Source organism: Nocardia salmonicida (genome assembly GCF_036142455.1).
In the GTDB taxonomy this organism is placed as follows: Bacteria; Actinomycetota; Actinomycetes; order Mycobacteriales; family Mycobacteriaceae; genus Nocardia; species Nocardia salmonicida.
Genome location: NZ_CP108014.1, coordinates 1,843,494 through 1,861,880, shown reverse-complemented (window position 1 = coordinate 1,861,880; position 18,387 = coordinate 1,843,494). Strand labels below are relative to the sequence as shown.

The 18,387-nt window shown below is 68.3% G+C and carries 17 protein-coding genes; 13 read left to right on the top strand and 4 right to left on the bottom strand.

All coding sequences use genetic code 11. The features are described from left to right. Positions 1-2: 2 nt before the first annotated feature. Both OHS03_RS08895 and OHS03_RS08890 read left to right on the top strand, forming a co-directional pair. Entirely contained in the window at positions 3-881 is an 879-nt protein-coding gene (locus OHS03_RS08895; protein WP_328662284.1) for a nuclease-related domain-containing protein, read from the top strand. Positions 882-913: 32 nt separating this feature from the next. Next, positions 914-1,510 (top strand): phosphatase PAP2 family protein, encoded by a 597-nt coding sequence (locus OHS03_RS08890; RefSeq protein WP_328662281.1) that lies wholly within the window; start codon positions 914-916, stop codon positions 1,508-1,510. Here the strand turns inward: OHS03_RS08890 and OHS03_RS08885 are convergent. Then, entirely contained in the window at positions 1,507-3,438 is a 1,932-nt protein-coding gene (locus OHS03_RS08885; protein WP_328662279.1) for an acyl-CoA dehydrogenase family protein, read from the bottom strand. The two genes, OHS03_RS08890 and OHS03_RS08885, sit on opposite strands and share 4 nt — an antisense overlap. A gap of 101 nt (positions 3,439-3,539) precedes the next feature. On the opposite strand from OHS03_RS08885, the gene OHS03_RS08880 reads away from it, so the two are divergent. Genes OHS03_RS08880 through OHS03_RS08870 form a run of 3 tightly spaced genes read left to right on the top strand, consistent with a single transcriptional unit; the run spans position 3,540 to position 6,721 of the window. Next, positions 3,540-4,160, top strand: a complete 621-nt coding sequence (locus OHS03_RS08880; RefSeq protein WP_056817664.1) for a TetR/AcrR family transcriptional regulator — start codon at positions 3,540-3,542, stop codon at positions 4,158-4,160. Between the two features lie 3 nt (positions 4,161-4,163). Next, positions 4,164-5,093, top strand: a complete 930-nt coding sequence (locus OHS03_RS08875) for an ABC transporter ATP-binding protein (RefSeq protein ID WP_328662278.1) — start codon at positions 4,164-4,166, stop codon at positions 5,091-5,093. After that, positions 5,090-6,721: an ABC transporter permease gene (locus OHS03_RS08870; protein ID WP_328662275.1), complete on the top strand. Its 1,632-nt coding sequence runs from the start codon at positions 5,090-5,092 to the stop codon at positions 6,719-6,721. The genes OHS03_RS08875 and OHS03_RS08870 overlap by 4 nt, the downstream gene beginning before the upstream one ends. Positions 6,722-6,777: 56 nt before the next feature. On the opposite strand, the gene OHS03_RS08865 is transcribed toward OHS03_RS08870, so the two are convergent. After that, complete coding sequence (locus tag OHS03_RS08865) at positions 6,778-8,277, bottom strand: sugar transferase (RefSeq protein ID WP_328662272.1); 1,500 nt, start codon at positions 8,275-8,277, stop codon at positions 6,778-6,780. Between the two features lie 484 nt (positions 8,278-8,761). Here OHS03_RS08865 and OHS03_RS08860 point away from each other — a divergent pair, with 484 nt between their 5' ends. From OHS03_RS08860 to OHS03_RS08845, 4 genes are read left to right on the top strand one after another with little or no spacing between them, the layout of a single operon-like run. After that, positions 8,762-10,027, top strand: coding sequence for a methyltransferase domain-containing protein (locus OHS03_RS08860; protein ID WP_328662271.1), 1,266 nt, complete (start codon positions 8,762-8,764; stop codon positions 10,025-10,027). A gap of 8 nt (positions 10,028-10,035) precedes the next feature. After that, positions 10,036-10,812, top strand: coding sequence for a glycosyltransferase family protein (locus tag OHS03_RS08855; RefSeq protein ID WP_056817729.1), 777 nt, complete (start codon positions 10,036-10,038; stop codon positions 10,810-10,812). Beyond that, positions 10,809-11,459 (top strand): PIG-L deacetylase family protein, encoded by a 651-nt coding sequence (locus OHS03_RS08850; RefSeq protein WP_425972193.1) that lies wholly within the window; start codon positions 10,809-10,811, stop codon positions 11,457-11,459. The genes OHS03_RS08855 and OHS03_RS08850 overlap by 4 nt, the downstream gene beginning before the upstream one ends. 2 nt (positions 11,460-11,461) lie before the next feature. After that, positions 11,462-12,496 (top strand): NAD-dependent epimerase/dehydratase family protein, encoded by a 1,035-nt coding sequence (locus OHS03_RS08845; RefSeq protein WP_328664142.1) that lies wholly within the window; start codon positions 11,462-11,464, stop codon positions 12,494-12,496. Here the strand turns inward: OHS03_RS08845 and rfbC are convergent. Further along, complete coding sequence (rfbC, locus tag OHS03_RS08840) at positions 12,474-13,037, bottom strand: dTDP-4-dehydrorhamnose 3,5-epimerase (RefSeq protein WP_056817671.1); 564 nt, start codon at positions 13,035-13,037, stop codon at positions 12,474-12,476. The genes OHS03_RS08845 and rfbC overlap by 23 nt on opposite strands. A 14-nt stretch (positions 13,038-13,051) precedes the next feature. Here rfbC and OHS03_RS08835 point away from each other — a divergent pair, with 14 nt between their 5' ends. Then, the gene (locus OHS03_RS08835; RefSeq protein WP_328662267.1) at positions 13,052-14,140 is read left to right on the top strand and encodes a class I SAM-dependent methyltransferase; all 1,089 of its coding nucleotides are present in this window, start codon (positions 13,052-13,054) and stop codon (positions 14,138-14,140) included. Between the two features lie 227 nt (positions 14,141-14,367). Then, entirely contained in the window at positions 14,368-14,988 is a 621-nt protein-coding gene (locus OHS03_RS08830) for an MspA family porin (RefSeq protein ID WP_328662266.1), read from the top strand. Positions 14,989-15,054: 66 nt separating this feature from the next. Here the strand turns inward: OHS03_RS08830 and OHS03_RS08825 are convergent, their stop codons facing one another. Further along, positions 15,055-15,891, bottom strand: coding sequence for a glycosyltransferase family 2 protein (locus tag OHS03_RS08825; RefSeq protein ID WP_328662264.1), 837 nt, complete (start codon positions 15,889-15,891; stop codon positions 15,055-15,057). 221 nt (positions 15,892-16,112) lie between these two features. Between OHS03_RS08825 and OHS03_RS08820 the strand changes: the two genes are divergently transcribed. Continuing rightward, positions 16,113-17,174: a glycosyltransferase family 4 protein gene (locus OHS03_RS08820; protein ID WP_328662262.1), complete on the top strand. Its 1,062-nt coding sequence runs from the start codon at positions 16,113-16,115 to the stop codon at positions 17,172-17,174. After that, complete coding sequence (locus OHS03_RS08815) at positions 17,171-18,307, top strand: glycosyltransferase family 4 protein (protein WP_328662260.1); 1,137 nt, start codon at positions 17,171-17,173, stop codon at positions 18,305-18,307. The genes OHS03_RS08820 and OHS03_RS08815 overlap by 4 nt, the downstream gene beginning before the upstream one ends. The last annotated feature ends 80 nt before the right edge of the window (positions 18,308-18,387 follow it).

Below are 18,387 nucleotides of genomic sequence, written 5' to 3'. Positions count from 1 at the left end.
GCGTGCAGAATGCGGCAGGCAGCGATGCCGAGGCGGCGCTGATCGACTGGTTGCGCACGTGGAAGGACCCGTCGAGCCCGCACGGTGTCGCCACGATCAACTGCAGCCTGTTCCATCAGGATCGGCTGCACCAGTTCGACGCGGTGGTCTGGACTCCGACCAGTTGCGTGGTGATCGAGGCGGAGACGTTCACCGCCCCGCAGGACGGCGTGCTGGAGATCCCGCTCAACGGTCCGTGGATGGTCTCCGGTGAGCTCGCCCAGTTCGCGGGTGCGGAGAAGTCCACGCCGCTGGAGCGTTCGCGTGATCACACCTTCGCGCTGCAGGACTATCTCGCCGCGCGCGGGCTCGGTCAGCGCGCGGTGCACGGTCTCGGCCTGATCGTGCCGATGCCCGGCGCCCAGATCGACGTGCACCAGGGCTGGAACGACCCGAGTTTCGATGTGATCGTCACCGACGACCCGCACCGACTCGAGATGTACTTCGAGTTGCTGGCCGAGAAGGAACACAACCTCTGGACCGCCAACGACGTCGCCATCGCGTTCCGCGGCCTGGGCATCCTGCCGTTCCTGCCCGCGCCGCAGGATCTGCTCAACGAAGGCTTCCTCGGTCCGATCGATGTGACGCTGTGGCACGGCGGGCCCACCCAGGCGGCCGCGGAGGCCTACGCCGAGGAACAGGCCGAGCTCGAACACCAAGCGCAGTCCCGGGGCATGGTGGCGCCGTGGTACAGCCCGTGGAAGCTCTATCCGCGGGTCGGCGGCGATCTCGATTTCGGCCGGGCGTTCCTGCGGATCACCCTCGCCCTCGGCATGATCGTGGCCATTGTATGGGTGCTGTGGTTCGTGGTCACGGCAGTGCTCACCTACGGTCCCGCCTGAGCGGGGCCGGGCGGGGGCTGTCGTCGCGTGACGTGATCGACCGTGTTCGCAGCACCACCGTTGTCCGGGTCACCGCGATCGGCGCCGGTGCCGCACTGACCGCCGCGATTCCGTTGACGTTCCCCGCGAACGGCGGGGCGAGCGAGCTGGATGCCGTGGTGTCCGAGGACACCGTCTCCCCAGGTCTCGCACAGGCGCTCGTCACCCCGAGCAACGCACCGGTCGTCGTAGCGCTGCTGCTGGCTGCGTGCGCCTGGTTCGCGCTGCGTCGGCAGTGGTGGCAGGCGGTGACCATGCTGGCGGTTCCCGAGATCGCGTTGGCGGCCAACACCTGGTTGCTGAAACCGCTGTGGGATCGCCGGCTCGACGACCATCTCGCCTACCCCAGCGGGCACACCGTCCATATGGTCGCTGTCGCAACCACTTTCGCGTGCCTGGTGACCGACCGCAGGATACGGATCCTGGTCGCGGCGCTGACCGTGCTCGCGCTGATCGCGATCACCCCCGCCATGGCCGAATTGGGCTACCACCGCCCCACCGATGTGCTCGGTGGGGCGGCGGCAGCGGCAGCGATGGCGATCGGGCTGTGCTGGCTCTCCGAGGCCTTACGGGACCGAAGCAGCGCCTAACGGCGATCGAAAACGCTGGCGTCGTGCAGCATTTCGGCGCGCAGCATCGTCTCGGGCACGCCCATCGCCTCCACCAGGGTCAGCGCGTCGGGGCGCAGGCGGTCGACGAGTTCGTTCACCCCGCGCCGCACCGCCTTCGCCCGCTCCACCGACATGAATCGGTGCATGATGTACCAGGCCAGGTTCTCCTCCAGCGAGGCGTACACATAGAGGTCGCAGACTGTTTCGGCGAGAGCTTTCGCGTCCGGGTCCTCGATCTCGGCGATGCCGTCGACGAACTCCTCCAGCACGAGGCGATCGATGTGCGCGGCCCCGGCGGCCAGGATGTGGTCCTGGGCGTTGTTGAACGCCTCGAACGGTCCGGTGTCGGTGGCACGGGCGCGCAGCCGGTGCGCGGCGGTCCGCAGCAGGTAGTCCTCGCGGTCGGCGAACAGCTGCAGCTGGACGTCGCGTTTGGACAGGTCGCCCTCGTCGACGGTCTCGTCGTTGCGGTCGCGCAGGGTCTGGATCAGCTGGCGCACACCGGAGCGTTTACGCACCACGTCACCGGCCATGGTGGCGGCGAAACGCACCCAGCCGAGCGCGTCGAGGTCGCGGACCTCGTCGGAGTAGGCCGTGAGCAGTTCCTTCGCCACGAGCTGGGTCAAGACGACGTTGTCGCCTTCGAAGGTGGTGAACACATCGGTGTCGGCTTTCAGCGTCACCAGACGGTTCTCGGTGAGATATCCCGCGCCGCCGCAGGCTTCGCGACATTCCTGAATGGCCCGGGTGGCGTGGCGGGTCTGCGCGACCTTCAGACCGGCGGCGCGCTTCTCCAGCGCCCGCTGTGAGCTCGGTTCGGTGTTCTCCCCGCGCTGGATCTCATCCATCCGCCGAACGAGGTCGTTCTGGGCGAAGGCCAGCGCGAACGACTTCGCGACCAGGGGCAGCAGCCTGCGCTGATGGCTGCGGTAGTCCATCAGCAGGGTCTCGTCGCCGGTGTCGGGATCGGCGAACTGGCGGCGCGCCAGCGCGTACCGCACGGCGATACTCAGTGCCACCCGCGTGCCCGCGGCGGCCGCGCCGCCGACGCTGACCCGGCCACGTACCAGCGTGCCGAGGGTCGTGAAGAAGCGCCGGCTCGGGTTCTCGATCTCGGAGTCGTAGGTGCCGTCCGGGGAGACGTCGGCGTAGCGGTTGAGCAGGTTCTCGCGCGGGATCCGCACCTGGTCGAAGACGATCCGGCCGTTGTCGACACCGGGCAGACCACCCTTGAGTCCGTCGTCGTAGGTGGTCACGCCGGGCAGGTCCGCGCCGAGCTCGTCGCGGATCGGCACCAGCAGACAGTGCACGCCCTTGCTCTCGCCGCCGACGATCAGCTGGGCGAACACCGCGGCCATCCGCGCGTGGACCGCGGCGCCGCCGATGTAGTCCTTGCGCGCCGACGGCGTCGGGGTGTTGACGACGAACTCCTGGGTGGCCGGATCGTAGGTGGCCGTGGTCTCCACGTTGGCGACATCGCTGCCGTGCCCGGACTCGGTCATCGCGAAACAGCCGAGCAGATCGAGCGAGATCAAGCGCTTGATGAAGTCACGGTGTCGTTCGGTGCCCAGGTTCTCCACCGCGCCGCCGAACAGTCCCCACTGGACGCCGGACTTCACCCACAGCGACAGGTCGGTGTAGGCCAGCATCTCCAGCCCGGTGACCGCACCGCCGGGATCGCCGGTGCCGCCGTTCTCGGGCCGGAAGCCGCGCTCGGGGTAGCCCATGGTCGCGATGACGCGCATCTGGTCGAGCACGCGCGCTCTGGCCGCGTGGATGTCGAGCTCGGGGTCGTCGGTGAATTCCTCGCCGGCGAGCTGCGTGCGTGCCTGTTCCCGGACCGCGCGCCACGGTCCGTCCAGCGCTGCGCGGAGATGTTCTGCCGTCGTCGATGTGCCGGTAGCCATGACTTCGACATTAGCCCGCGCGCGAAGTGTCACCCAGACCCGAAACTCGGTTCGGGCGAAAGTCTTGCCAACGAATTGAACAAGCGTTTAATATATTGAACATGCGTTCAGCCGATCTCACCACCGCCGCCAGGATTCGCGATGCCGCGATCGAATTGTTCGGTGAGCAGGGGTTCGGCGTCGGCGTACGGGCCATCGCCGCCGCAGCCGGGGTCTCGCCCGGGCTGGTGAACCATCACTTCGGGTCCAAGGACGGACTGCGCGCGGTCTGCGACGATCGTGTGCTCGAGATCATCCGCGACGAGAAGCTGCGCGCCATCCAGGCGCCCGGTCCCGCGGGGATCTTGGACGCGATGGCCGAGATCGAGATGTACGCACCCTTGGTGGCCTACATCCTGCGCAGCTTCCAGGCAGGCGGCCCGCTGTCGGAGTCATTGCTCGAGCACATGATCACCGACGCGGAGCAGTACATGCAGACCGCCGTCGACGAGGGCAAGGCCAAGCCGAGTCGCGACCACGCGGCCCGCGCTCGCTACATCGTGCTCTGCCATGTCGGCGCGATGAACCTCTATCTCCAGATGCGCATGCAGCGCGAAGGAAAACTCGATTACCGCAAGGCGATTCGTGAGCTGTCCGACGAGATCACCTTTCCGGCGCTCGAGCTCTACACCCAAGGATTACTCACCGATTCCACCATGCTCGACACCCTTTTCGAGGAGTAGACGATGCCCTCCCCCACCGACGACCGGGTCATCGATGTCGCGGACCTGCGAAAGACGTTCGGCCGCTTCACCGCGCTCGACGGACTCGACCTCCACGTCGACACCGGCGAAATCCATGGTTTCCTCGGCCCCAACGGCTCAGGCAAGTCCACCACCATCCGAATCCTGCTCGGCGTACTGCGCGCGACCGGCGGCCGAGCCGCGGTCTTCGGCAGTGACCCGTGGACCGACGCGGTCGCCCTGCATCGCCGGATCGCCTACGTCCCAGGCGATGTCACCCTGTGGCCGTCGTTGTCGGGCGGCGAGACGATCGATCTACTCGCCCGCATGCGCGGCGGCCTGGACCAGGCACGTCGGGGCGAGCTGATCGAACGCTTCGAGCTGGATCCGACCAAGAAGGCGCGTACCTACTCCAAGGGCAACCGGCAGAAAGTCGCACTGGTGTCGGCCTTTTCGGCGAATGCGGACCTGTTGATCCTCGACGAACCGACCTCGGGTCTCGACCCGCTCATGGAACAGATCTTCCAGGACTGTGTGCGCGAGGCCGCGGCCCGTGGTGCGACGGTACTGCTGTCGAGCCACATCCTGTCCGAGGTCGAGCACCTGTGTGACCGGGTCACGATCATCCGGACCGGCCGAACCGTCGAATCCGGTTCGCTCAACGAACTTCGCCACCTGAGCCGCACCGCCATCACCGCGGACCTGATCGGCGATCCCGGCGATCTGAGCGCGATGCCCGGCGTCGGCGATGTCGAACAGGACGGTTCGACGCTGCGCTGCCAGGTCGACGCCGACCACCTCGGCGCCCTGATCCGGGTACTCGGTGACGCGGGCGTGCGCAGTCTGACCAGTGCGCCGCCGACGCTCGAGGATCTGTTCCTGCGCCACTACCACGTCGACAACACCGAGACCGCGGAGAAGGTGCGGGCATGACCACCGCCGCCGCTGTCCCCCGTTTCACCGCAACCTCGCGCACCGCAGGCGAATTCGCCGGCACCGGTCAGATGCTGCGCCTGTATCTGCGCCGCGACCGGGTGGTCGCCCCGCTGTGGTCGCTGTTGATCGGATTGATGCCCGCACTACAGATCGTCTCGATCAAGGACATCTACACCACCGGAGAACAACTCGACCACTTCGCGGCGACCACGGCGGCGAGTCCGGCACTGATCGCCATGTACGGACCGGTTTTCAGCTCGGCACTCGGTTCCATCGGCACCTGGAAGGCCGGAGCGATGTACGCGATGATCGCGATCGCCGCGGTCCTCACGGTCATCCGCCACACCAGGGTCGAGGAGGAGACCGGGCGCGCGGAACTGGTCGGCGCCACCAGCATCGGCCGGTTCGCCGGCCTCACCGGAGCACTCCTGCTCACTTACGGTGCGTCGGCCGTCGCCGGAATCGCTTGCGCGGCTTCACTGATAGCCACCGATCTGCCGGTCGCGGGCTCGGTGGCCTTCGGCGCCGCGCTTGCCGCGTCCGGTGTGGTCTGGGGTGCGGTGGCCGCTGTCGCCGCGCAGGTCAGCACCGGCGCCCGACTCGCCCGCGGCATCGCGCTCGGCGCCCTGGGCGCGGCGTTCGCGGTGCGCGCGGTCGGCGACGCGGGAAACGGTGTGCTGTCGTGGTTCTCGCCGCTGGGTTGGTGCCTGCAGATCCGCCCGTTCGCCGACGAACGCTGGTGGGTGCTGGTGCCGTTGGCCGCTCTCGGCGCCGGAGCCACTCTGTTCGCCTACCGACTGCTGCGGACCCGCGATATCGGCGCGGGCCTACTGGCCGAGCGCCCCGGACCGGCCGTCGGTGGAACCGCGCTGTCGGGGCCGGTGGGTCTGGCCTGGCGATTGCAGCGCGGTTCGCTGATCGCCTGGACGACCGGTTTCGCCCTGTACGGCCTGCTCATCGGTGGTGCGGTGAACAGTATCGGCGGCATGCTCGACGACAGCGGCACCCTGCAGGATGTGGTCACCTCGCTGGGTGGGTCGGCGGATCTGGAGAAGTCGTTCATCGCCTACGCCGTCACCATGCTGGCCGCCGCGGCCGCCGCCTACTCGGTGTCAGCTGTGTTGCGGTTGCACGAGGAGGAGAACTCGGGCCGCGCCGAGACGGTCCTGGCCGCCGCGGTGGGGCGCGTGCGTTACGCGTCCAGCCACCTGCTGTTCGCGATCGGCGGACCCGCCGTGGCCCTGCTGGCGGCGGGCCTCGCCATCGGAATCGTCTGGGGCGCCACCGATGGCGACCTACCCGGCAAAGTCGGCGAATCCGTGGGCGCGGTCGCGGTGCAGCTGCCCGCGGTCTGGGTGATCACCGCTGTCGCGATGCTGTTGTTCGGCGCCCTACCCAAGTACGCGGCACTCGCCTGGGGCGTACTGAGCGCGATGATCGTGATCTTCCTGCTGGGCTCACTCGGCAGCTTCCCGCAGTGGATTCTCGATCTGGTCCCCTTCATCCACCCCCCCAAGCTGCCGGGCGCGGCGTTCGACCTCGTGCCGATCGCCTACCTGATCGCCCTCGCGGGAGCGGGAATCCTGTTGGGGCTCATGGCCTTCCGCCGCCGGGACCTACGCTGACGGTGGGCGAGGCCGATACCGAGGCGGGGTGGTGAGTCGACTCACCACCTCGCTTTTCAGTACGCGCCGTCGCCGCGGGTGACCACCCCGATGGTGCGCGCGATCAACGCCAGATCCAGCACCATCGACCAGTTCTCGACATAGGAAAGATCCAGCCGCACCGAATCCTCGGGCGACAGATCCGACCGACCGCTGACCTGCCACAACCCGGTGACACCCGGTTTCACCAGCAGCCGCCTTCGCATCTCCCCGTCGTAGCTGTCGACCTCGCGTTGCACCTGCGGCCGCGGCCCGACGACGCTCATGTCCCCGCGCAGCACATTCAAGAACTGCGGCAACTCGTCGAGGCTGTACTTGCGCAGGAACCGGCCCACCGAAGTCACCCGCGGATCGTCTTTGACCTTGAAGAACAATGGATTTCCACCGTGGCGGTCGATGAGCGTCTCCACCGCGCTGTCGGCGTCGACGAGCATGCTGCGGAACTTGATCATCCGGAACGGAATACCGTCGCGCCCGATCCGCTCCGACAGGTAGAACACCGGTCCCGCACTGGTCACCTTCACCGCGATCGCGATAGCGGCCAGCGTCGGTGCGATGAATACCAACACGATCGCCGCGAAACATAGATCGAACAGCGCTTTACGACTCGACTTCGCTCGCCCGTAGCGCGGCGGGTCGATGTGCAGCATCGGCATGCCCGCGACGATCCGGTTGGTCAGCCGCACTCCCGCGATGTCGACGACTCCGGGCGCCACGATCAGATCGACGCCGAGCGGATCCAAGGCCCAGGCCATCCGCCGCAATTCGGCGGGTCCGAGATGATCGGTCGCGGCCACCGCCACCGAATCGGCGCCACTGCGGCGCACCGCCTCGAGCACCGAGCGATCGTCCCCGAGCACCAACGGGCTGCCGGTCGTATCGAACTGTGCGCCGAGGGCTCCCGCGGGCACGCACACGCCGACAACCCGGTAGCCGGAACCGGGATCGTCGGTGAACGCCGACGCCATCGCGTGCGCGGCCTCCGGCGAACCGACCACCAACACGGCGGTGTGGCACCGGCCCTGTGCGCGCCACCGACGCAACCGCCACCGCCATGCCAAGCGCCCCACCACGAGCGCGAGCAGCCCGGCGGGCAATGCGATCGCGAGATAGCCGCGCGCGACCTCCACCCGGAACAGCAGCGCCAGGATGGCCAGCACACCGAACAGGCGCAGCGTCGCCGACACCAGCCTGCGGAATTCCTCACTGCCGGTACCGACCACCTGCGGCGTACGAGTGCCGTACCCGTGCAGCAGCGCCAGCCACCCGACGGCCAAGGCCAGCGACACCACGGAGTAGCCGACCTCGTAGGACAGGGGCCAGGCCAGTGGCGGCGCGGCGGGCCCACCGAAGCGGATCACCTGCGCGGCACCGACCGCGCCGAATACCGCCAACACATCGGTCACGGCCAACCGCTGGACCAACGCGGTCTGCCAACTCTCACGCTGCGTACGGCGCAGCACCTGGACACCGTTGACAACATCGACGTCGCCACTACCAGTGAGCTCGTAGCTCATGAACCCACACCTCCCCTTCGGGAGACGAATCGTTTCCCGATCCCCGTCGACCGGAAAGCGGCCGTTGAGGCCGTCCTACTTCCCGTCGATTCGATACCCGCCAGCTGATTGTTACAGAGCCCCACCAGGCATTCTTGTCGAAGTCACAGGGCCACAACAGGTTCCAAAAGTTAGCCACGCCACAGCGCAATCGGACAGCTATCACCGAATTGCTATCGCCTTTCGATATGAATGCAGGAAAACAACTTTCACAAGTGATCGGCATCACAAAGGAGTGAGGAATGGTCGCCCTCGCCAGCAATTTGCCGATGCCGGAGCGACCTGGTCGAACTCCGAAAATTACCACGAATCTATTTCTGTCCCGGATGTTTCGGGGCGCCCCGACGGGCTCGCTGTAACGTCTGCGCCCGTCTATCCGACTTCCGGCATGACCGGCATGAGCCGTGACAGCTTGGGTGAACGTGCAAGAAGGTGTGGGCTCCACGTGCAATGTCGACTCTGTGATTCCGAACGGCTCACGAGCGTGCTCGACCTGGGCGCCACCCCGCCGTGCGAGAGCTTTCTTGCCGTCGAGGAGCTCGACCTGCCGGAGGCGACATATCCGCTGCACCTGCGGCTGTGCCAAGACTGCCTGTTGTTGCAGATCCCGGCGCTGATCACCCCCGAGGACACCTTCACCGAGTACGCGTACTTCTCCTCGTTCTCCGACAGCTGGGTCCGCCACGCCGAGCAGTTCGTCACCACCACCGCCGAGCGACTCGGCCTCGGCCCCGATTCGTTCGTCGTCGAGGTGGCCAGCAACGACGGCTACCTGTTGCGCCACGCGGTCGCCCGCGGCATCCGCTGCCTTGGCATCGAACCATCGGTCAATGTCGGTCTCGCCGCCCGCGAGGCAGGCGTGCCGACGGAAACGGCTTTCCTGGAACAGGATTCGGCCGCGCGGGTCCGTGCCGAGCACGGTCCGGCCGATCTGGTGGTCGCCAACAATGTCTACGCCCACGTGCCCGACCTGCGCGGGTTCACCCACGCGCTGCGCACCCTGCTCAGCGACGACGGCTGGTGCAGCATCGAAGTGCACCACGCGCTGAACCTGGTCGAGCTCGGCCAGTTCGACACCATCTATCACGAACACTTCCAGTACTACACCGTCCACTCCGCGCAGCGCGCGCTGGCGATCGCCGGCCTGACCGTCGTCGATGTGGAACTGCTCGACACCCACGGCGGCTCGATCCGGCTGTGGGCACGCCCCGACGCCGTCGCCGAGCCGACCGCCCGGGTCGGCGAGGTCCTCGACCTCGAGCGGGCAGCGGGCCTGCACGAACCCGCCGGATACGCCGCGCTCGGCGCCCGTGCGGAATCGGTGCGCCACGAGCTGCTGCGTTTCCTGCTCGACTGCCGCGCGGCGGGCAAGCGGGTCGTCGGCTACGGCGCACCGGGCAAGGGCAACACCCTGCTCAACTACTGCGGCATCCGGCCCGACCTGCTCGAGTACACCGTGGACCGCAACCCCTACAAGCACGGCCGCTACACCCCCGGCACGCGGATCCCGATCCATCCGCCCGAGCGCATCGACGCCGACGAACCCGATGTGGTGCTCGTGCTGCCGTGGAATCTGGAAACCGAGATCACCGCCCAGCTCAGCCACGTCGGCCAGTGGGGTGGCGAACTGATCTATCCGCTGCCGGTGCTGCATCGCGGCACCATGATCAGCGAACCGGTCACGGCCGGCGCACACTCCGAAGGAAAGTGAACGAACCGATGAAGGTCGTCCTGTTCTGCGGCGGATACGGCATGCGCATGCGCGGCGGATCCGACGACGTCGTCCCCAAGCCGATGCAGTTGGTCGGCCCACGTCCACTGCTGTGGCACGTGATGCGCTACTACGCGCACTACGGCCACAAGGAATTCGTGCTGTGCCTGGGCTACGGCGCCGAACACATCAAGAACTTCTTCCTCACCTACCAGGAGTCGGCGTCCAACGACTTCGTGATCCGCAACGGTGAAGTGGAGCTGCTGGGCAGCGACATCAGCGACTGGTCGATCACCTTCGTCGACACCGGCGTCGAATCCGCGATCGGGGAACGCCTGCGCCGCGTGCGCGAGCACCTCGACGGTGACGAGTACTTCCTGGCCAACTACGCCGACGTCCTCACCGACGCCCCGCTCGACACCATGATCGAACGCTTCCACGCCTCGGGTGCGGCCGCGTCGATGATGGTGGTGCCACCGCAGTCCTCGTTCCACTGCGTGGACATCTCCCCCACGGGCGAGGTGAAAGACATCGTGCCGGTGGCGCAGATGCCCCTGTGGGAGAACGGCGGCTACTTCGTACTCAGCCAGGAGATCTTCGATCTCCTGCCGCCGGGCGGCGATCTGGTGGCAGACGCGTGCGGCGCGCTCGCCGGGCAGGGCAGGCTCTTCGGGTATCAGCACATGGGCTTCTGGAAGCCTGCCGACACCTTCAAGGAACGCGCCGAGCTCGACGACGCCTACCGCAACGGCACCCGGCCGTGGATGGTGTGGGACCGACCGTGATCGGGTTGTTCACCCGCCCACCACGTCGGATCGCGGTGCTCGGCGCGCACTGCGACGACATCGCGATCGGGATGGGGGCGACGCTGCTCGCGCTCACCGGCGCCGATCCCGAGGTCGAGGTGCGGGCCCTGGTGCTCTCCGGCGGCGGCACCGCCCGCGAGGACGAGGAGCGCGCGGCGCTGACCGCGTTCTGCTCGGGCACCGAGCCGCAGCTGCACGTCCTCGATGTGCCCGACGGTCGCGCACCGGCGCACTGGGACCGGATCAAGGACGCACTCGCGGACTTTCGTCGTGGCGGCGAACCCGAGGTGGTGTTCGCGCCGCATCGTGGCGACGCCCATCAGGACCATCGCCTGCTCGCCGAACTGGTGCCGACCGAGTTCCGCGATCACCTGACCCTGGGCTACGAAATACTCAAATGGGAGACCGACACCCCGACTCCCACGCTCTACCATCCGTTGAGTCACGAACTGGCACAACAGAAGTCGCGACTGCTGCACGCGCACTATCCGTCGCAGACGGGCCGCGACTGGTTCGACGAACAGGCCTTCCTCGGACTGGCCCGGATGCGTGGCGTGCAGTGCCACGCACCGTATGCCGAGGCGTTCGTGCTCGACAAAGCGATCATCAGATGGGAACAGACGTGAACATGCGGGTACTGGTCACCGGGCACCAGGGCTATCTCGGCACCGTGATGGTGCCGGTGCTGCGGGCGGCGGGCCACCAGGTCACCGGCCTGGACATCGGCTACTTCGCCGACTGCGTACTCGGCGAATTCGCCGGTGACCCCGAGGGTTTGGCGGTGGACCTGCGCGAGGTGACCGTCGAACAGCTGCGCGGTTTCGACGCGGTGATCCATCTCGCCGCGTTGTCGAACGATCCCCTCGGCGCCCTCGCGCCGGAGATCACCTACGACATCAACCATCACGCGTCGGTGCGTCTGGCCCGCCTCGCCAAAGAGGCCGGGGTCTCGCGGTTCCTCTACGCCTCGACCTGCTCGGTCTACGGCGCCGCCGGTGCCGAACTCGTCACCGAGGACGCTCCGCTACGACCCATCACCCCGTACGCCGAGAGCAAGGTCCGCGTCGAAGACGATGTGGCCGCCCTCGCCGACGACGATTTCGTCCCGGTGTTCCTGCGCAACGCCACGGCTTTCGGCTTCTCACCGCGACTGCGAGCCGATATCGTGCTCAACAATCTGGTCGGCTACGCGGTGCTCACCGGCGAGGTGAAGGTCCTCTCCGACGGCACCCCGTGGCGACCCCTGGTCCACGCCGCGGACATCGCCGCCGCGTTCGCCACCTGCCTCACCGCCCCCGCCGCCGATGTCTCGTGCCGGGCGTTCAATATCGGCACCGAGGTCAACAACCTGACCGTCGCCGAGATCGCCGCCTCGGTGGTCGACGCGGTACCGGGCTCGCGACTGCTGATCACCGGCGAGAGCGGCGCGGACCCGCGGTCCTACCGGGTCGATTTCTCCTACGCGCGTGCGGTTCTCGGCTTCGAGGCACAGTGGACGGTGCCCGCGGGTGCGGCCGAGCTGTTCACCGAGTACACCGCACGCGGGCTCACCTCGGACGCGTTCTTCCGGCGATTCACCCGGCTGCCGCATCTGCAGGGCCTGTGCGACTCCGGAGTGCTCGATGCACAGCTGCGCCGGATCAGTGCGTCGGCGTCAGCGTAGCCAGCAGCGCAGGCCAGCTCCCGGCCCGCGCGTCGCGCGCGGAGACCGGGCCGACGGGCAGCGGCCAGTCGATGGCCAGCTCGGGGTCGTCGTAGGCGACCCCGAGGTCCTCGGCGGGATCGTGCGGTCGGTCGATGCGATAGCAGACGTCGGCGATCTCGGTGAGTGCCTGGAATCCGTGCAGGAAGCCCGGCGGCACGTACAGGTGGTGGAATTGCTCGTCGTCGAGCCGAAACGCTTGACGCGCACCGAAAGTCGGCGAACCGGGACGAATGTCGACGAGCACGTCGTGGACGGCGCCGTGCGCGCATCGCACCAGCTTGGCCTCACCGCGCCCGCCGCGACCATGCATGCCACGGATCACCCCGCGCACCGACCGCGACTGCGAATCCTGCACGAAGGTCGCCGCCGCGCCCGGCACCCCGAGATGGGCGTCGAACTCGCCCGCGTCGAACGTGCGGGTGAACAGTCCACGCTCGTCCCGGAACGGTTCGGGAACGAGTACCACCACGTCGGCCAGTTCGGTCCGCTCGATACGCACCAGGACATCCTGCCATGACCCGCCGATGCCGCGGCTGCGCGAAGACCGCGCTCACTCCCGTACTCGACCTGGGGTCGGTCCCTGCTGCGGACCACTTTCCGCCACGTGACGCTCCGATCGCCGACACCGAATCCGGCCATCCGCTACGAATGGACCAGTGCGCGGCCTGCGGACTGGCCCAACTCGCCGACGACGACACCGTCACGGCCGAACCCCGCGGCGTCGAACCGCAGGCACTGCGCGACCAGGCCGCGGACGCAGTGCGCCTGGTGCACACCGCCGGACTGTTGCGCGGTTCGACGGTCGCCGAATTCGGCAGCCCGCACGGCGGCACCTGGCTGCCCCTGCTCGGCGCCCACGGCTTCACCGAGAAGACCAGCGGGCCGGCAGATGTGGTGCTCGACTGCTTCGGCATCATGCACGAACCCGATCAGCGGGCGGCCTTCGCGGCACGTGCCGCGGCGACGGCTCCCGACGGCGTGCTGCTGGTGCAGTACCACTCGCTGGCCGCCATCGTCGCGCAAGGGCAGTGGAATGCGTTGCGGCACGGGCACTTCGCGTACTACTCACTGGCCACCCTGCGCACGCTGCTGCGGGCTGCGGGAATGAGCGTGGTCACCGCGTGGGCGTTCGACCTCTACGGGGGTACCGTGCTGCTCGCGGTGCGCCACGGCGAGCACCCTGCGGATGCCACGGTCGACGAACTGCTCGCCACCGAAGCCGATGCGCTGAGCTCCACTGCCGAGCTGCAAAGCACGGTCGACCGCCACGTCAGCGCTCTGCGCGCGTGGTTGGAAGACGGTGCCGCGAACCATCATCGGGTCTTCGCCTACGGTGCGGCGTCCCGGGCGGTGGCCCTGTTGAGCATGGTGGGCGCGCACCGCGGCCTGCTCGCCGGTGTCGCCGATGCCTCGCCCGGTAAACAGGGCCGTCGGATGCCAGGCACCGATGTGCCCATCATCTCCCCCGCCGACCTGGTCGCCGCCGAACCCGACCTCGTGCTGCTGACACTGCCGGACCTGTTCACCGAGGTGAGCGCGGGGCTGCCCGCACTCGACGGCCGATGGATGATCGACGACCCCGCGGGCCCACGCCGGCGATAGTCGCCCACGGTGGCTGTGTCCTAGGTGACCCGTTGCCGACCGACACATGATCGGATGGCGTGCGATACTCGGATCGCCCAGCGCCGCACCATGATCGAGTTCAGGTCACCGCTGGACCGTCGCAGTGTCGCGGTGGGCCGGTGCCCGGATCGCAGGGGGGCTGCGGCGTCGAACGCACGTTCGGCGGGCGAGTATCCAGGGGAAGAATTCTGATGAGGGGAACCATCGTGCTTGCACCGCGCGCGCTCCGGATGGTCGCGATGGCATCGGCCATCGCGGTCGGTCTCGCCATGGGGGCAGGCTCTGCCGCTGCCGGAATCGACAGCAGCAGCATTGTTCTCGACGGCAAGAACCGCACCGTCGAAGCTGTCCAGTCCGACACCCGGATCGACTTCGTCGCACCATTGGACGGCAATCCGCTCACCCGCGAGTGGTTCCACAGTGGCGCGGCCTCCTACCTGGTCAGCGGCCCCGAGGCCGAGGCCTGGTCCGGCCACCTCATCGTGGGCTACCAGGTCGGCTACCCCGCCACCCTCGACGGCAGAATCAAGTTCGAGTGGTCCACCCCGAGCCTGGGCCTCGAGGTCGGCGCCGACGGTCCCACCGTCAAGCTCGACGGCCTCATCCCGCGCGCGGGCATCGAACTCGCCGCGGGCTTCGGCCCCGGCATCCAGGAGGTCGAGGTCGCCGGTGGCCAGATCTCCGGAGCCGAAGGCGTGCTGCGCCTTTCGGGCTTCCACGGCACCGTCACCGGTGTGCTCGGCCAGACCAACGTCCGCCCGTTCGTGAAGATCGTCGGCTCCACCGGCGACACCGTCGTCACCTACGGCAAGACTTTCTCGATCTGATCGGCGTCACCCCGGCGGGCCGTCACCCGTCGGGGCGCTGAGACCTGACCGGCCGGAGCCGGGGCCTCATTCGCCCGGGCGCACCGCGCCGACCGCGCCCAGTGTTCGCACCCGGACGCGCTCCATGATCTGCCCGACCAGGCGCAGATCCCCGGTGAGTACGTCGGCTCGCGTCACCAATTCGGGGTGATCGACGACGAGGCGATGGTGGAAGCGGTACATGTCGGTGAGCTTGGACTTGGTGGTGGTACGGCTGCACAGGTTGAACGAGGAGTTGCGCCACGCGGCGACGATCCGTTCCATCCCGACGAAGTGACCGCCGGTGGCGACGCGGGCGAACAGGTCGACATCCATCGGGAACACCAGGTCGGGGCGCAGACCGCCCACGCGCCGATAGTCGGCCAGCCGGAACATCGCCGCGGCCGTCGGACCGAACTCTGCCGGACCGCGACGCACGATGACCTTGGCCAGTTCCCGTGGCGTGTGGCGACCGAGCAGGCCCGGCAGACCGAGGTCGGTCTCGAGCAAGTCGCCCTGCTCATCGATCACATCGAAGCGTCCCGCGCAGATCGCGACCGACGAGTCGGCCATCAGCGCCCACTGTTCGGTCAGCGCGCCGGGGCGCAGGATGTCGTCGGCGCACACCACTTTCACCAGTTCACCGGAGGCGGCCCGGATCACCCGATCCCAATTGGCCCCGATCGGCAACACCGACTCGTTGCGCAGCACCCGCACTCGGGGATCGCCGGTGGAACGGGCGATCTCGCCGGTGCGGTCGGCGCTGGCATTGTCGAGGACGAGCAGTTCGAAGTCGGCGTCCTCGGCGAGCACCGATTCCAGGGTCACCGCGAGCGTCCGCTCGGCGTCGTAGGCAGGCACACACACCGTCAACGCGGAAACCATCGTCGCACTCCCTGTCACCGGGTTATGCCCTGTTGCACTCCCGCCTTCCCCGGTGAGGAATCTACCCCACCCCCTGACCGGCTGCCGTCCGGTGGGCCCGAACGTGGTTACTCCCCTACACTGTGGGCCGATAGCGAATTCGCCGGTCGGGATGCACTTCGCGGGACACATGATGAAGGGTGCGGAGGTTGACGACTGCGACCGCAACGGTTGGTGTGCACATGACCGGATCGGAATGGTTCGGTGCCACTCCGGGCGGCCTCAACCGGTATTTCACCGATCTGTATCGAGCACTCGCACGGCAGCCGGAGATGGCGGTGACCGCGGCCGCGTTCGGCACCGCCGACCACGCGGGCGCCGGATCATGGGGACCGACGGGCGGTTCCACACTGCACCGCACCCGCACCGCGCTGCTCGCCCGCTCCGAACTCGCCCCCGGCACCGTCCTGGATCGGCACTTCTGCCTCTACGGCCCCCTCGCCCGGACCGCGACGTCGAAGCTTCCGCTCGTGGTCCACTTCCACGGACCGTGGGCGCAGGAGAGCGCGATGGCGGGCGAATCGGCCCGTGCCGTGCGGGCCAAGTACCTGTTCGAACGACTGCGTTACCGCGGCGCCGACCGATTCATCGTGCTGTCGAGCCACTTCCGTGACGTGCTCGAACGCGACTACCACGTGCCCGCCGACCGGATCTCGGTCATTCCGCCCGGCGTCGACCTCGACCGATTCCGCGCCGCGCCGCTCGACACCACCGCCACCACCCGAACGGTGTTGTGCGTGCGCAGGCTCGAGCGGCGCATGGGCATCGACGTGTTGTTGCGAGCATGGCCGCAGGTGTCGGCCGCCCATCCCGATGCCCGACTCGTCGTCGTCGGCACCGGTACCGCCGAAGCGGAGCTGCGGGCCGCGGCGGCCGAGCTCGGGGGCACCGTCGAGTTCACCGGCCGGGTCGGCGACGACGAACTCACCGACCTCTACGCCGAGGCCACCGTCTCCGTTGTCCCGACCGTCGCGCTGGAGGGCTTCGGGCTGATCGCCCTGGAATCCCTGGCCGCCGGCCGAGCACCGATCGTCACCGACTGCGGCGGATTGCCCGACGCCGTGCGCGGCCTCGACCCGACCCTCGTCGTTCCAGCGGGCGAGCCCGACGCGCTCGCCGCCCGGCTCGTCACCGCGCTGGACGGAACGGTTCCCGACCCGGCCGCCTGCCGCGCGCACGCGCAGACCTTCACCTGGGACATCGCCGCCGACCGCCACGCTGCCCTCTATCGGGACCTGCTGTGACCAGAGCTGTCTTCCTCGCACACACCGCGGCACCGTCCGGCGCCGAACTGGCCACCTTGCGACTGCTCGACGCCTTGCGCGCGACGGGCCGCTATCAGGTCACCATGATCTACACCGAGGACGGACCGATGGTCGCCCGGATGCGGGCACGTGACATCGAGACCCGAATCGTCACGGGACGATTCGACTCGCGCGCCATGCGCATCGGCACCGGAGTGCTCGGACTGCTCACCGGTTTCCTCGCCCTGCTGCGCTTGGGCTGGGCCGTCGGTGCGGTGGTCGCCGAGACCCGCGCCGATGTCGTCGTCGCCGAGAGCACCAAGGCACTGGTCCTGGGCGCTGTCGCCGCCCGCCGCGCGCGTGTTCCGCTGGTGTGGCAAGTCCACGACCGTGTCTCTCCCGATTACTTCGGCGCGATTCCGGCCCTGGCGATCCGCGTGCTGGCCCAGCTCGTGTGCCGCGGACAGTTGGCCAACAGCCGCGCGACCGCTGCCACCCTGCCCGCTGGACTGTCTACCGCGATCGCCTATCCCGGTGTCGAACTGCCTGCGACACCAGCGGATCCGCGTACCCGCTCGGCCGCGGAGGCGGTAGTGGTCGTCGTCGGCAGGCTCAGTCCGTGGAAAGGCCAGGACGTCTTCCTACGCGCGATCGCCGCGCTGCGGGTGCGGCCTGCCCGGGTGGTTCTGGTGGGCGGCACGTTCTTCGGCGAGGAAACGTATCGCGCACAGCTGGAGAAGCTCGCGGCCGAGTTGGGTGTGGCCGCCGAATTCACCGGCCATGTCGACGATCCCGCCGAATATCTCACCACCGCCGACATCCTCGTGCACTGCTCGGTGCTGCCGGAGCCCTTCGGGCAGGTCGTCGTCGAAGGCATGGCCGCGGGCTGCGCGGTGGTCGCGGCGACGCCGGGTGGTCCTGCCGAGATCATCGACACCGGGGTCGACGGCCTGCTCGTCCCCGGTGGCGATGTCGGCGCCCTCACCGCCGCGCTGGACACCCTCCTCCACGACCCCGCCGACCGTGCCCGCCTGGCTCTGGCAGGCAGCGACCGCGCGCGCGATTTCGACATCCACACCAGCGCCCGCACCGTCGCCGACTTCCTCGACACCATGGTGACCCGCGGTGACTGAGCACGATCGCTATCCGGCCGGCGTCACCACCGACGTCTTCCCACACGTGCAGCCGGTCCCCCGCGAGAACGGCGCGCATC

Coding starts and splice junctions, on each gene's coding strand:
- OHS03_RS08875 (WP_328662278.1), top strand. CDS start 4,164: ATGCCCTCCCCCACCGACGACCGGGTCATCGATGTCGCGGACCTGCGA.
- OHS03_RS08870 (WP_328662275.1), top strand. CDS start 5,090: ATGACCACCGCCGCCGCTGTCCCCCGTTTCACCGCAACCTCGCGCACC.
- OHS03_RS08885 (WP_328662279.1), bottom strand. CDS start 3,438: ATGGCTACCGGCACATCGACGACGGCAGAACATCTCCGCGCAGCGCTG.
- OHS03_RS08835 (WP_328662267.1), top strand. CDS start 13,052: ATGACCCGCCGATGCCGCGGCTGCGCGAAGACCGCGCTCACTCCCGTA.
- OHS03_RS08825 (WP_328662264.1), bottom strand. CDS start 15,891: ATGGTTTCCGCGTTGACGGTGTGTGTGCCTGCCTACGACGCCGAGCGG.
- OHS03_RS08845 (WP_328664142.1), top strand. CDS start 11,462: ATGCGGGTACTGGTCACCGGGCACCAGGGCTATCTCGGCACCGTGATG.
- OHS03_RS08880 (WP_056817664.1), top strand. CDS start 3,540: ATGCGTTCAGCCGATCTCACCACCGCCGCCAGGATTCGCGATGCCGCG.
- OHS03_RS08855 (WP_056817729.1), top strand. CDS start 10,036: ATGAAGGTCGTCCTGTTCTGCGGCGGATACGGCATGCGCATGCGCGGC.
- OHS03_RS08865 (WP_328662272.1), bottom strand. CDS start 8,277: ATGAGCTACGAGCTCACTGGTAGTGGCGACGTCGATGTTGTCAACGGT.
- OHS03_RS08820 (WP_328662262.1), top strand. CDS start 16,113: ATGACCGGATCGGAATGGTTCGGTGCCACTCCGGGCGGCCTCAACCGG.